12 protein-coding genes are annotated in these 13,990 nt (G+C 63.6%); 5 read left to right on the forward strand and 7 right to left on the reverse strand.

What is annotated here, in order from left to right; all coding sequences use genetic code 11:
* The 6 genes from WM94_RS10040 to gloB all read right to left on the reverse strand — a co-directional run bounded on the left by WM94_RS10040 (position 1) and on the right by gloB (position 8,291).
* Positions 1-1,020 (reverse strand): ABC transporter permease, encoded by a 1,020-nt coding sequence (locus WM94_RS10040; protein WP_013973404.1) that lies wholly within the window; start codon positions 1,018-1,020, stop codon positions 1-3.
* Position 1,021: 1 nt separating this feature from the next.
* Complete coding sequence (locus WM94_RS10045; RefSeq protein ID WP_009686399.1) at positions 1,022-2,095, reverse strand: microcin C ABC transporter permease YejB; 1,074 nt, start codon at positions 2,093-2,095, stop codon at positions 1,022-1,024.
* Position 2,096: 1 nt separating this feature from the next.
* The gene (locus WM94_RS10050; RefSeq protein WP_039613094.1) at positions 2,097-3,932 is read right to left on the reverse strand and encodes an extracellular solute-binding protein; all 1,836 of its coding nucleotides are present in this window, start codon (positions 3,930-3,932) and stop codon (positions 2,097-2,099) included.
* Complete coding sequence (locus WM94_RS10055; RefSeq protein WP_218188720.1) at positions 3,929-5,758, reverse strand: extracellular solute-binding protein; 1,830 nt, start codon at positions 5,756-5,758, stop codon at positions 3,929-3,931. The genes WM94_RS10050 and WM94_RS10055 overlap by 4 nt, the downstream gene beginning before the upstream one ends.
* A 222-nt stretch (positions 5,759-5,980) precedes the next feature.
* A complete protein-coding gene (locus WM94_RS10060) occupies positions 5,981-7,411 on the reverse strand; it encodes a lytic transglycosylase domain-containing protein (RefSeq protein WP_013973401.1) in 1,431 nt (476 codons plus the stop codon).
* Between the two features lie 100 nt (positions 7,412-7,511).
* Complete coding sequence (gloB, locus tag WM94_RS10065; RefSeq protein WP_061551101.1) at positions 7,512-8,291, reverse strand: hydroxyacylglutathione hydrolase; 780 nt, start codon at positions 8,289-8,291, stop codon at positions 7,512-7,514.
* 85 nt (positions 8,292-8,376) lie between these two features.
* On the opposite strand from gloB, the gene WM94_RS10070 reads away from it, so the two are divergent.
* From WM94_RS10070 to WM94_RS10085, 4 genes are all read left to right on the forward strand, one after another.
* On the forward strand, positions 8,377-9,150 hold the full coding sequence (locus WM94_RS10070; protein WP_013973399.1) for a class I SAM-dependent methyltransferase: 774 nt from the start codon (positions 8,377-8,379) through the stop codon (positions 9,148-9,150).
* Between the two features lie 13 nt (positions 9,151-9,163).
* Positions 9,164-9,610 carry a ribonuclease HI gene (gene rnhA / locus WM94_RS10075; RefSeq protein WP_003261021.1) on the forward strand — a complete coding sequence of 149 codons (447 nt, stop codon included), beginning with the start codon at positions 9,164-9,166 and terminating at the stop codon, positions 9,608-9,610.
* Positions 9,611-9,661: 51 nt separating this feature from the next.
* A complete protein-coding gene (dnaQ, locus tag WM94_RS10080) occupies positions 9,662-10,420 on the forward strand; it encodes a DNA polymerase III subunit epsilon (protein WP_039613097.1) in 759 nt (252 codons plus the stop codon).
* 266 nt (positions 10,421-10,686) lie between these two features.
* The gene (locus WM94_RS10085) at positions 10,687-12,936 is read left to right on the forward strand and encodes an Orn/Lys/Arg decarboxylase N-terminal domain-containing protein (RefSeq protein WP_061551187.1); all 2,250 of its coding nucleotides are present in this window, start codon (positions 10,687-10,689) and stop codon (positions 12,934-12,936) included.
* On the opposite strand, the gene WM94_RS10090 is transcribed toward WM94_RS10085, so the two are convergent.
* Positions 12,920-13,138, reverse strand: coding sequence for a hypothetical protein (locus tag WM94_RS10090; RefSeq protein WP_003261019.1), 219 nt, complete (start codon positions 13,136-13,138; stop codon positions 12,920-12,922). The two genes, WM94_RS10085 and WM94_RS10090, sit on opposite strands and share 17 nt — an antisense overlap.
* 156 nt (positions 13,139-13,294) lie before the next feature.
* On the opposite strand from WM94_RS10090, the gene chrR reads away from it, so the two are divergent.
* Positions 13,295-13,855, forward strand: coding sequence for a class I chromate reductase ChrR (chrR, locus tag WM94_RS10095; protein ID WP_061551102.1), 561 nt, complete (start codon positions 13,295-13,297; stop codon positions 13,853-13,855).
* Positions 13,856-13,990: the final 135 nt, after the last annotated feature.

Genomic DNA, 13,990 nt, shown 5'->3' on the forward strand with positions numbered 1-13,990 from the left:
TCACTTCCTCGGGTCGAAGGCATCGCGGGCGGATTCGCCGATGAACACCAGCAGGCTCAGCATCAGCGCCAGCACGGCGAAGGCGCTGATGCCCAGCCATGGGGCCTGCAGGTTGGACTTGCCCTGGGCCACCAGCTCGCCCAGCGACGGTGCGCCCGGCGGCAGGCCGAAACCAAGGAAGTCCAGGGCGGTGAGGGTGCCGATGGCGCCGGTGAGAATGAATGGCATGAAGGTCATGGTCGAGATCATGGCGTTGGGCAGGATATGCCGGTACATGATCGCGCCATTGCGCATGCCCAGGGCTCGGGCGGCACGTACGTATTCCAGGTTGCGCCCGCGCAGGAACTCGGCGCGTACCACATCCACCAGGCTCATCCAAGAGAACAGCAGCATGATGCCCAGCAACCACCAGAAGTTGGGCTGCACGAAGCTGGCGAGGATGATCAGCAGGTACAGCACCGGCAGGCCCGACCAGACTTCCAGGAAGCGTTGCCCGGCCAGGTCGACCCAGCCGCCATAGAAGCCCTGCAAGGCGCCGGCGATCACGCCGACGATGGAACTGAGCAGGGTCAGCGTCAGGGCGAACAGCACGGAAATGCGGAAACCGTAGATCACCCGTGCCAGCACGTCGCGGCCCTGGTCGTCGGTGCCCAGCCAGTTGTCCGCCGACGGTGGGGCCGGGGCGGGTACCCGCAGGTCATAGTTGATGCTCTGGTAGCTGAACGGGATCGGTGCCCACAGCACGAAGCTGTCTTTCTTCTCCAGCAGCTCGCGGATGTACGGGCTCTTGTAGTTGGCTTCCAGCGGGAATTCGCCGCCGAAGGTGGTTTCCGGGTAGCGCTTGAATGCCGGGAAGTACCATTCGCCGTCGTAGCGCACGGCAATCGGCTTGTCGTTGGCGATCAGTTCGGCGCCCAGGCTCAGGCCGAACAGGATCAGGAACAGCCACAGCGACCACCAGCCACGGCGGTTGGCCTTGAAGCGCTCGAAGCGCCGGCGGTTGAGGGGGGACAAGGCCATGTCAGTGCTCCCGGCTGGCGAAGTCGATGCGTGGATCGACCAGGGTGTAGGTCAGGTCGCCGATCAGTTTCACCACCAGCCCCAGCAGGGTGAAGATGAACAGGGTGCCGAAGACCACCGGGTAGTCACGGTTGATGGCCGCCTCGAAACTCATCAGGCCGAGGCCGTCGAGGCTGAAGATCACTTCGATCAGCAAGGAACCGGTGAAGAAGATGCCGATGAACGCCGAAGGGAAACCGGCAATCACCAGCAGCATGGCGTTACGGAACACATGGCCGTAGAGCACCCGTGGCCGGCTCAGGCCCTTGGCCTTGGCGGTGACCACGTATTGCTTGTTGATTTCGTCGAGGAAGCTGTTCTTGGTCAGCAAGGTCATGGTGGCGAAGTTGCCGATGACCAGCGCGGTGATCGGCAGCACCAGGTGCCAGAAGTAGTCCAGCACCTTGCCGGTGGTGCTCAGCTCGTCGAAGTTGTTGGAGGTGAGGCCGCGCAGCGGGAACCAGTCGAAGTAGCTGCCGCCGGCGAACAGCACGATCAGCAGGATGGCGAACAGGAACGCCGGGATGGCGTAGCCGACGATGATCGCCGAACTGGTCCATACGTCGAAATGGCTGCCGTGACGCACGGCCTTGGCGATGCCCAGCGGGATCGACACCAGGTACATGATCAGCGTGCTCCACAGCCCCAGCGAAATTGACACAGGCATCTTCTCGATGATCAGGTCGATAACCTTGGCATCGCGGAAGAAGCTATCGCCGAAGTCCAGCCGGGCGTAGTTCTTGATCATGATCCACAGGCGCTCGGGCGGCGACTTGTCGAAGCCGTACATGCGTTCGATCTCGGCGATCAGTGCCGGGTCCAGGCCCTGGGCGCCACGGTAGTTGGAGCCGGCCACGGACACTTCGGCACCGCCACCGGCAATGCGGCTGGTGGCGCCTTCGAAACCTTCGAGCTTGGCGATCATCTGCTCGACCGGGCCGCCGGGGGCGGCCTGGACGATGATGAAGTTGATGATCAGGATGCCGAACAGGGTCGGGATGATCAGCAGCAGGCGGCGCAGGATGTAGGCCAGCATGTTATTCGGCCTCGTCCGCAGTGGTTTCGCTGACGGCCGGGGTTACGCCGGGCTTGATCCACCAGGTGTCGATGCCGATGTCGTACTTGGGCGAGACGTCCGGGTGGCCGATGTGGTTCCAGTAGGCCACGCGCCAGGTCTTGATGTGCCAGTTGGGGATCACGTAGTAGCCCCACAGCAGCACGCGGTCGAGGGCCCGGCAGTGGTCGATCAGGCTCTGCCGCGAATCGGCATTGATCAGCTGTTCCACCAATTGGTCGATGGCCGGGTCGCGCAGGCCGATGAAGTTGCGGCTGCCGGGGTTGTCGGCGGCGGCACTGGACCAGAACTCGCGCTGCTCGTTACCCGGCGAGTTGGACTGCGGGTAGCCACCGACGATCATGTCGTAGTCGCGCGAGCGCAGGCGGGTGATGTACTGGGACACGTCGACCCGGCGGATGTTCAGGTCGATGCCAAGGTCGGCGAGGTTGCGCTTGAACGGCAGCAGGATGCGTTCGAACTCGGTCTGTGCCAGCAGGAATTCGATGCTTACCGGCTTGCCCTGGGCGTCGACCATCTTGTCATCGACGATTTTCCAGCCGGCTTCCTGCAGCAGCTTGTAGGCCTGGCGCTGCTGTTCGCGGATCATGCCGCTGCCGTCGCTGACCGGGTTGCGGAAGGCTTCGCTGAATACCTGCTCGGGGACCTTGCCACGTAGCGGTTCGAGGATTTTCAGTTCGCTGGGGCTGGGCAGGCCGCGGGCGGCCATTTCCGAGTTTTCGAAGTAGCTGCCGGTGCGGGTGTAGGCACCGTTGAACAGCTGCTTGTTGGTCCACTCGTAGTCCAGCAGCAGGCTCAGCGCCTGGCGCACGCGCACGTCCTGGAACACCGGTCGGCGGATGTTGAAGATGAAGCCCTGCATGCCCGTGGGGTTGCCGTTGGGCAACTCTTCCTTGATCAGGCGGCCATCGCGCACGGCGGGTACGTTGTAGGCGGTGGCCCAGTTCTTCGCGCTGACTTCCAGCGCATAGTCGAACGCACCGGCCTTGAGTGCTTCCAGGGCGACAGTGGTGTCGCGGTAGGAGTCGAAGGTCATCACGTCGAAGTTGTAGAAGCCGCGGTTGATCGGCAGGTCCTTGGCCCAGTAGTCCTTGACCCGCTCGTAGCGCACCGAGCGCCCGGCCTTGACCTCGGCAACCTTGTAAGGGCCGCTGCCCAGCGGGATTTCCAGGTTGCCGCGGTTGAACTCGCGGCTTTCGTACCAGTGCTTGGGCAGTACCGGCAGCTGGCCGAGAATCAGCGGCAGCTCGCGGTTGTTCTTGTGCTTGAAGGTGAACAGCACCGTCAGCGGGTCTTCGGCGACCACTTCAGCGACGTCGGCATAGTACTGGCGGTACAGCGGCGCGCCGTCCTTGATCAGGGCATTGAAGGTGAACACCACGTCGTCGGCGCGCATCGGGTGGCCGTCGTGGAAGCGTGCCTCGGGGCGCAGGTAGAAGCGCACCCAGCTGTTGTCCGGGGCTTTTTCGATCTTGCCGGCCACCAGGCCGTACTCGGTGAACGGCTCGTCCTGGCTCTGGCGCATCAGGGTGTCGTAGATGCTGCCGATGTTCTCGGCCGGCACCCCCTTGTTGATGAACGGGTTGAGGCTGTCGAAGCCGCCGAAGCTGGACTGGCGGAAGGTGCCACCCTTGGGTGCGTCAGGGTTGACGTAGGCAAAGTGCTTGAAGTCGGCGGGGTATTTTGGGGGCTCGTCGTACAGGGTGAGCGCGTGTTGCGGTGCGGCCAGGGCGGGAAGGCTCAGGCAGGCAAGCAACAGGCTGCCGGCCAACCGGCGCAGTCGGTGCGTTGGCGTCATTGGGCTTTCTCCGAAGTCTTGATCCACCAGCTGTTCAGCCCAAGGGTGTAGGGCGGCGTGGTGACGAAGGCGAACCGGTTGCGGTAGGCCAGGCGATGATTGTCGAGGTACCAGTTGGGGATCATGTAGTACTGCCATGAGAGCACGCGGTCCAGGGCGCGGGCGGCGGCAACCTGATCATCGCGGGTGCGGGCGGCCAGCAGGGTGTCGAGCAGATGGTCGACCACCGGGTCCTTGACCCCAGCATAGTTCTTGCTGCCCTTGGTGGTTGCCTGGCTGGAGTGGAAGTACAGCCACTGTTCGAGGCCCGGGCTCAGGGTCTGGTTCAGGGTCATCAGAATCATGTCGAAATCGAACTGGTCCAGGCGTTGTTTGTACTGGGCGCGGTCCACAGTACGCAAGCGCGCATCGATGCCGATGCTGGCCAGGTTTTCGACATAAGGTTGCAGGATGCGTTCAAGGTTGGGGTTTACCAGCAGCAGTTCCATGCGCAGCTGCTGGCCCTTGCTGTCGACCAGACGTTGGCTGTTCAGCTTCCAGCCGGCCTCGGCGAGCAGGCCGAGGGCCTGGCGCAGGGTCTGGCGGTTGATGCCACGGCCATCGGTATGGCTGACCTTGTAGGGTTCGCTGAACAGGCTGGCCGGCAACTGGTCACGAAACGGTGCCAGCAACAGCCATTCCTTGCCGGTGGGCAGGCCGGTGGCGGCGAATTCGCTGTTGGGGTAGTAGCTGGTCGAGCGGCGGTAGGCGCCGCTGAACAGCGCGCGGTTGGTCCACTCGAAGTCGAGCATCAGCCCCAGTGCCTGGCGTACCCGTGGGTCGCTGAAGGTGGCCCGGCGGCTGTTCATGAACAGGCCCTGGGTTTGCGTGGGGATGCGGTGCGGGATCTGCGCCTTGATCACCTCGCCCCGGCGCACGGCCGGGAAGTTGTAGCCGTTGGCCCAGTTCTTCGCCTGGTGCTCGATATAGATGTCGAACTCGCCGGCCTTGAATGCTTCGAAGGCGACCGTGGCGTCGCGGTAGAACTCGTATTCCACGCGGTTGAAGTTGTACTTGCCACGGTTCACCGCCAGGTCCTTGCCCCAGTAGTTCTTTACCCGTTCGAACACCAACCGGCGCCCAGGCTGGACCTGGGTGATGCGGTAAGGGCCGCTGCCCAGTGGAGGCTCGAAGGTGGTGGCCTTGAAGTCACGCTTTTGCCAGTAGTGCTTGGGCAGCACCGGCATTTCGCCCAGGCGCAGGATCAGCAGCGGGTTGCCGGCGCGCTTGAATACGAAGCGGATGCGCAGCGGGCCAAGGATGTCCACCCGCTGCACTTCCTGCAGGTTGGTGCGGTAGATCGGGTGGCCATCCTTGAGCAGCGTGCGGTAGGAGAAGGCCACGTCTGCCGAGGTGATCGGCTTGCCGTCATGCCAGCGGGCCTCCGGGCGCAGGTTGAACACCACCCAGCTGCGGTCCTCGCTGTACTCCACCGAGCGGGCGATCAGGCCGTAGCTGGAGGTCGGTTCGTCGCCGGACGGGTCGTACTGGCCGGTGCCGACCATCAGCGGCTCGTTCAGCTCGCTGATGCCGTACTGCTGGAAATTGGGCGTGGTAATCGGGCTCGACCCCTTGAAGGTGTAGGGGTTGAGGGTGTCGAAGGTTCCGAAAGCCATCGCCCGCAAGGTGCCGCCCTTGGGCGCTTGCGGGTTGACCCAGTCGAAATGGGTGAATGTGGCTGGGTACTTGAGCGTGCCGAACTGCGCGTATCCGTGGCTTTCGCTCACCATCGCGGCTGCGGGAAAGCTCAAGGCCAGGCTGAGAGACAGCAGGAGGGGACGTATCAAGTCGGCATCCGATCCAGAGGCGTTGGGCTTTGATCGGGGTACAGTAACAGCTTGGTGGGGTTGGAAAAAGAGAGGGGGCAGGGGTTTTCCAGTGTGTATTTCTCAGGCCCATTCGCGGGCACGCCCGCTCCCACAGGTACAACACCGGCCTTGATGGCGGTGAAAAACCTGTGGGAGCGGGCGTGCCCGCGAATGGGCTGCAAAGCAGCCCCTGTAACTACATCAATGCGAGAGGTAGACGGTCAGGGTCTGGCCTGGCTTCAGGGCATGGCCGCTGCGCGGGTTCCAGCGCTTGAGGTGTTTCATTTCCACGTTGAAGCGCTTGGCCACCAGGTACAGCGAATCGCCTTTGCGTACCTTGTACTGCGTGGAGCGCTGCCCGGAGGCGGCTACCCGATTGCCAGCAGCGCTCGGCGCGCTGCCGCCGCGCAGGGCCAGGACCTGGCCAGCGCGCACGTTGTTGCCGGAGAGGCGGTTCCAGCGCTTGATGTCCTTGACCGAAACGCGGTTGGCCTTGGCGATGGCGCCCAGGTTGTCGCCGCGCTTGACCCGGTAGCTGCGCGCCGCCACTGGGGCCTTGGCTTCGGCCACGGCGCGGGCGAACACAGCCTTGTTCGGCTGCAGGCTGACCAGCTGCTCGGGCTTGAGGTTGGACAGGCTGTCGCTCAGCAGCTGCGCCTTGGCGGTGGGTACCAGTAGCTGCTGCGGGCCGTCCACGGTCATGCGCTTCTTGAATGCCGGGTTGAGCTGGATCAGCTCGTCCTCGTCGATGTTGGCGAAGGCCGCTACCCGCGACAGGTCCAGGCGGTCGTTGATGGCCACCGCCTCGAAGTAGGGTTCGTTGGCGATCGGGTTCAGGTTCACGCCATAGGCTTGCGGCGTGAGTACCACCTGCGACAGGGCCAGCAGCTTGGGCACGTAGTCGCGGGTTTCCTGCGGCAGCGGCAGGTTCCAGTAGTCGGTGGGCAGGCCGAGCCGTTCGTTGCGCTCGATGGCGCGGCTGACCGTGCCTTCGCCGGCGTTGTAGGCAGCCAGGGCCAGCAACCAGTCGCCGTTGAACATGTCGTGCAGGCGGCTGAGGTAGTCCAGTGCGGCGTTGGTCGAGGCGGTCACGTCGCGACGGCCATCGTAGAAGTTGGTCTGGCGCAGGTTGAAGTGACGACCGGTGGACGGAATGAACTGCCACATGCCCGCGGCATGGGCGCGCGAGTAGGCCATCGGGTTGTAGGCGCTTTCAATGGCTGGCAGCAGGGCCAGCTCCAGCGGCATGTCGCGTTCTTCGAGGCGCTCGACGATGTAGTGCAGGTAGAGGCTGCCACGCTCGCCGGCGCTTTCGATGAAGCTTGGATTGCTGGCGAACCACAGGCGCTGCTGCTCGATACGCGGGTTGACGTCGATGTTGTCCTGCAGGGCGAAGCCCTGGCGCATGCGTTCCCACACGTCCTGCGGTGCCTGTTCGGCCGGCTTTACCAGCAGCGGTGAAGGCTTGTGCTTGATCCGCGCCTGGTAGTTGTGCGCGCGAACGCTATCGGATTCGTCGAGCTGACGGGTGCTCTGGCAGCCCACCAAAGTGGCGGCCAGGGCCAGCGCACTGATTTGGGCCAGGCGCGTCAGGGCGACGGAATGAGAGGTTCTGCGGCTACGTGAAGACATCGGCTGACACAGGTTTCCGGGCGAAAAATTTCGGCGATTCTAGAAACCGCTCCGGGCCTGGTCAACCTTTGACCATCGCTTGCGATATATCTTGAGGTTATCAGAAGGTGTCCTTCCAAGACCTCAAGGCAGCAAAAACAGCGACATGCGAGGGGTTTGAATGTCCCTTCCATTCGTCTGCTTTTTGTTTAACTAATGTTTCAGAGGTGCGCAGGAAGGGGTTGGTCAGGCGCTCCAGACCGATCGTTGATGGCAATGTGATGCGATTTTCGGCACGCAAACGGGTAACGTCCTCGAACCGCTGCTGAACGTGCGGGTTGTCGGGTTCCACCGCCTTGGCGAAACGCAGGTTGCTCAGGGTGTATTCGTGGGCGCAGTACACCTCGGTCTGCTCTGGCAGGGCTGCCAGGCGGGCGAGGGCTGGCTGCATCTGTTCGGGAGTGCCTTCGAACATGCGCCCGCAACCGGCGGCGAACAGCGTGTCGCCACTGAACAGCACCGGCGTTGCCGGCTGGTCGCTGAACAAGGCGATGTGCCCCAGGGTATGGCCGGGCACGGCCAGCACCTGGAAGGTCACGCCCAGCACGGTCACCTGGTCACCTTCATCCAGCGCCAGGTCACGGCAGGGAATGCGCTCGTGGGCCGGGCCGCAGACCCGGGCGCCGGTAAGTTGCTTGAGCCGTTCCACGCCGCCGACGTGATCGTTGTGATGGTGGGTGACCAGGATGTCACTCAGTACCCAGCCCGGGTTGGCCGACAGCCAGCGTTCCACTGGGCCGGCGTCACCCGGATCGACCACCGCGCAGCGGCGTTTGGCAGTATCCTGTAACAACCAGATGTAGTTGTCGGAGAAAGCGGGGAGAGCATCGATCTGTATCATGGTGCGGATCCGATTCGCCTAGCGTGGCACATGAAGGCATCTTATCCGCGATGGCGCGGTGCGAGAACCTTCGAGGGAGAGCGCAATGACCGACCAAGCCTTTGCCCAGGCCGACCCGGACTGGGTCAAGCTGATCAGCCTGGCCCGTGAGTGGTTCAACGGCCCACTCGGCCAACTGATGCTCAGGGAGGAGGAAAAACTGCTGGAAGAAGAGCTCGGGCGCTTCTTCGGGGGTTACCTTGTGCACTACGGGCCCTGCGCCGAGCCACCGCCCAGCGCGCCCCAGGTGCAGCGCAACGTACGCCTCGGTGCGCCGCTGCCGGGGGTGGAGATTGTCTGCGAGGAGCAGGCCTGGCCGCTGAGCGAGCACGCCGCCGACGTGGTGGTGCTGCAGCATGGCCTGGATTTCTGCCTTTCGCCCCACGGCCTGCTGCGTGAGGCGGCCAGCGCCGTGCGCCCTGGCGGGCACCTGCTGATCGTCGGGATCAACCCCTGGAGCAGCTGGGGCATGCGCCATTTCTTCAGCCACGGCGCCTTGCGCAAGGCCCGTTGCATCTCGCCGTCGCGGGTGGGCGACTGGCTCAACCTGTTGGGCTTCGCGCTGGAGAAACGCCGCTTCGGGTGCTATCGTCCGCCGCTTGCCTCACCGGCCTGGCAGCAGCGCCTGGCGGGCTGGGAACGGGTGGCCGGCGGCTGGCAGAGCTCCGGTGGTGGGGTGTACCTGCTGGTAGCACGCAAGATGGTGGTGGGCCTGCGGCCGTTGCGCCAGGAGCGTCGCGAGCCGATGGGCAAGCTGCTGCCGCTGCCCCTGGCCAAGGTCAACCGCACGGCGGCCAACCCGGATACTGAAAAGCACTGAACATGAGTGGTACATGAGCGAAAGCGTCGAGATGTTTACCGATGGTGCCTGCAAGGGCAACCCTGGCCCTGGCGGCTGGGGCGTTCTTATGATCTACAAGGGCGTCGAGAAGGAACTGTGGGGCGGCGAACGCGAAACCACCAACAACCGGATGGAACTGATGGCCGCGATCCAGGGCTTGATGGCGCTGAAGCGCGAATGCGAAGTGGTGCTGACCACCGACTCGCAGTACGTGATGAAGGGCATCAACGAATGGATGACCAACTGGAAGAAGCGCGGCTGGAAAACCGCGGCCAAGGAGCCGGTGAAAAATGCCGACCTGTGGCAGCAGCTGGATGAGCAGGTCAACCGCCACAAGGTGACCTGGAAGTGGGTTCGCGGGCATATCGGCCACCCCGGCAACGAACGCGCCGACCAGCTGGCCAACCGTGGGGTCGATGAGGTGCGCGCCAAGCGCTGAGCTGGGGTACAATTCCGGCCTTTGTAACTGATGCAAGTTGGAGCGCCCCGCGTGGAGCAGCAGCAAGATAAACGGTTCGTCATTCTCGATACCGAAACCACGGGTATGCCGGTCAGCGAAGGCCACCGGATCATCGAGATCGGCTGTGTCGAGGTCATCGGCCGGCGCCTGACCGGGCGGCACTTCCACGTCTACCTGCAGCCGGACCGCGAGAGTGACGAGGGCGCCATCAACGTCCACGGCATCACCGATGCCTTCCTGGTCGGCAAGCCACGCTTTGGCGATGTTGCCGAGGAGTTCTTCGAGTTTATCCAGGGCGCCACGCTGGTCATCCACAACGCGGCGTTCGACGTTGGCTTCATCAACAACGAATTTGCCTTGCTGGGTCAGCAGGACCGCGCGGACATTTCGCAGCACTGCACCATCCTCGACACCCTGCTGCTGGCGCGCGCGCGCCACCCGGGGCAGCGCAACAGCCTGGATGCGCTGTGCAAACGCTACGATATCGACAACTCGGGCCGTGAGCTGCACGGCGCATTGCTCGACTCGGAATTGCTGGCTGACGTCTACCTGGCAATGACCGGTGGCCAGACCAGCCTGTCGCTGGCCGCGCATGGGGCAGAAGCCGGGGATGAAGGGACGGGTGCTGGTGGCAGCGAGATTCGCCGTATTACCGGGCGTGTGCCCGGGCGGGTGATCATGGCCAGTGCCGAGGAGCTGGAGGCGCATGCCGAGCGCCTGGCGGCCATTGCCAAGTCGGCGGGTGGGCCATCCATGTGGCAGGCTCTGACCGAGACACCTGCTGGCTGATCTTTCGCCTGCTCCGGCCCTTTCGCGGGTGAACCCGCTCCCACAGGTTCATCACAAGTTCCGAAGCCGGTGATGTACCTGTAGGAGCAGCCTTGTGCTGCGAAGAGGCCATTTCTGCTGAAGAAGATCTGTTGCCCTACCGGCCTCTTCGCAGCACAAGGCTGCTCCTACAGATCCTGCGCATGTCTTGAAGGCGATACCGGTCCTGACCACACAGGTTCTACTACCCTGAAATGGACGCCATGTCCTTCGGAGGTAGCCACCTGATGTACAAGGACCTCAAGTTCCCCATCCTCATCGTGCACCGCGCCATCAAGGTTGACAGCGTCGCTGGCGAGCGTGTGCGGGGCATCGCCGAGGAACTGCGCCAGGACGGCTTTGCCATCCTCGCCGCCGCCGACCATGCCGAGGCCTGCCTGGTCGCTGCCACCCACCATGGCCTGGCCTGCATGCTGATTGCCGCCGAGGGCGTCGGCGAGAATACCCACCTGCTGCAGAACATGGCCGAGCTGATCCGCCTGGCCCGCCTGCGCGCCCCCAGCCTGCCGATTTTCGCCCTGGGCGAACAGGTAACCCTGGAAAACGCCCCCGCCGAAGCCATGAGCGAGCTCAACCAGCTGCGGGGCATCCTCTACCTGTTCGAAGACACCGTGCCGTTTCTTGCGCGCCAGGTGGCGCGTGCCGCACATATCTACCTGGACGGCCTGCTGCCGCCGTTCTTCAAGGCCCTGGTGCAGCACACCGCGCAGTCCAATTATTCCTGGCACACCCCGGGCCACGGCGGCGGCGTGGCCTATCGCAAAAGCCCAGTGGGCCAGGCCTTTCACCAGTTCTTCGGGGAAAACACCCTACGCTCGGACCTGTCCGTTTCCGTGCCGGAGCTGGGCTCGCTGCTCGATCACACCGGCCCCTTGGCCGAAGCCGAAGCCAGGGCTGCGCGCAACTTTGGCGCCGACCACACCTTTTTCGTCATCAACGGCACCTCCACGGCCAACAAGATCGTCTGGCACGCCGTGGTCGGCCGCGACGACCTGGTGCTGGTGGACCGCAACTGCCACAAGTCGGTGGTGCATGCGATCATCATGACCGGTGCCATTCCCCTCTATTTGTGCCCGGAGCGCAACGAACTCGGGATCATCGGCCCGATCCCGCTCAGCGAGTTCAGCCCCGAGGCGATCCAGGCGAAGATCCAGGCCAACCCTCTTGCTCGCGATCGCGGGCAGCGCATCAAGCTGGCGGTGGTGACCAACTCCACCTACGACGGCCTGTGCTACCACGCCGGGCTGATCAAGCAGACCCTGGGCGCCAGTGTCGAGGTGCTGCACTTCGACGAGGCCTGGTTCGCCTATGCGGCATTCCACGAGTTCTTTACCGGGCGCTATGCCATGGGCACGGCCTGCGCGGCAGACAGCCCACTGGTGATCAGCACCCATTCCACCCACAAGCTGCTGGCCGCGTTCAGCCAGGCCTCGATGATTCATGTGCAGGACGGGGCCAGGCGCCAGCTGGACCGTGACCGCTTCAACGAAGCGTTCATGATGCACATCTCGACCTCGCCGCAGTACAGCATCCTCGCTTCGCTGGACGTGGCCTCGACCATGATGGAGGGGCCGGCCGGGCGTTCGCTGCTGCAAGAAATGTTCGACGAGGCGCTGAGCTTTCGCCGTGCCCTGGCCAACCTGCGCGAGCACATCGCCGCCGACGACTGGTGGTTCAGCATCTGGCAGCCGCCGAGCGCCGAAGGCATCCACCGCCTGGCCGCGCAGGACTGGCTGCTGCAGCCGGGGGCGGAGTGGCACGGCTTTGGCGAAGTGGCGGACGACTATGTGCTGCTCGACCCGCTGAAGGTGACCCTGGTGATGCCGGGCCTGAGCGCGGGCGGTGCACTGGGCGAGCATGGCATCCCGGCGGCAGTGGTCAGCAAGTTTCTCTGGGAGCGGGGGCTGGTGGTGGAGAAAACCGGCCTGTACAGCTTCCTGGTGCTGTTCTCCATGGGCATCACCAAGGGCAAGTGGAGCACCTTGCTCACCGAGTTGCTGGAGTTCAAGCGCCACTATGACGGCAATACCGCCCTGAGCAACTGCCTGCCGAGCGTGGTGGCTGCCGATGCCTCGCGCTATCAGGGCATGGGCCTGCGCGACCTGTGCGACCAGTTGCATGGCTGCTACCGCGCCAATGCCACGGCCAAGCAACTGAAACGGTTGTTCACGCGCTTGCCGGAGGTAGCCGTGAGCCCGGCCCGGGCCTATGACCAGATGGTGCGCGGTGAGGTGGAGGCGGTGCCGATCGAGGCGCTGCTGGGGCGGGTGGCAGCGGTGATGCTGGTGCCGTACCCGCCTGGTATTCCATTGATCATGCCGGGGGAGCGGTTTACCGAGGCGACCCGCTCGATAGTCGATTACCTGGCCTTCGCCCGGGCGTTCAACCAGGGCTTCCCAGGTTTCGTCGCCGACGTGCACGGCCTGCAGAATGAAAGCGGCCGCTACACGGTGGACTGCATCAAGGAATGCGAATGATCTCGACGCCGCTGCGTGCCAGTTCGAAGCGGTTTTCACCCAGATGGTTGACCTTGTCGCCGATGGCCAGGCGATAGGTGGTTATGGGCGCGCCCAGCGTGCTGCCGTCGGTTTGCAGGGTCGACTCCTGGAACTCGTGCACGGGGTAGATGCGGCCTTCGGCGTCACGGGCGTGGAATTGGCCGACCATTACTGCTGCCATTTGGGTGGAAACCTCTGAATTACGTGGGAAATGTCTGCAGGCATAGACCGTGGAACAGCGTCGGAAGTTTTCGCCCCGCGGAAAAAAAACCAAAGCGCCGAGGAACGGTCATCTATAACTACAACGTCCCTTTACTCAGCAAAGGTTGGAATTGCCATGAGCCAGGTGTATTCGGTAGCGGTTGTCGTCGGTAGCTTGCGCAAGGACTCCTACAATCGCAAGATCGCCCGCGCACTCTCGGAGCTGGCGCCGTCCAGCCTTGCCCTGAAGATCGTCGAGATTGGCGATTTGCCGCTGTACAACGAGGATGTCGAGGCCGAAGCAGCGCCGGAAGCGTGGAAGCGTTTTCGCGACGAGATCCGCCGCAGTGATGCGGTGCTGTTCGTCACCCCGGAGTACAACCGCTCGGTACCTGGCGGCCTGAAGAATGCCATCGACGTGGGCTCGCGGCCCTATGGGCAAAGCGCCTGGAGTGGCAAGCCGGCGGCGGTGGTCAGTGTGTCGCCTGGGGGCATTGGTGGCTTTGGCGCCAACCATGCCGTGCGCCAGTCGCTGGTGTTTCTGGACATGCCATGCATGCAGATGCCCGAGGCCTACATCGGTGGTGCGGCTAGCCTGTTCGAGGATTCGGGCAAGCTCAATGACAAGACCCGGCCGTTCTTGCAGGCGTTTATCGACAAGTTCGCTTCCTGGGTGAAGTTGAACAGGGCGGTTTGATTCGCGATCGTTGAATGGACGGTCTCTTTGTAGGAGCAGCCTTGTGCTGCGAAGAGGCCGGTACAAATCACACATCAATAGGATCTGTACCGGCCTCTTCGCAGCACAAGGCTGCTCCTACAGAAGCGGAGCGCG

Origin of the sequence: Pseudomonas sp. ABFPK, from assembly GCF_001586765.1 — a bacterium.
GTDB classification, from domain to species: Bacteria; Pseudomonadota; Gammaproteobacteria; order Pseudomonadales; family Pseudomonadaceae; genus Aquipseudomonas; species Aquipseudomonas asiatica.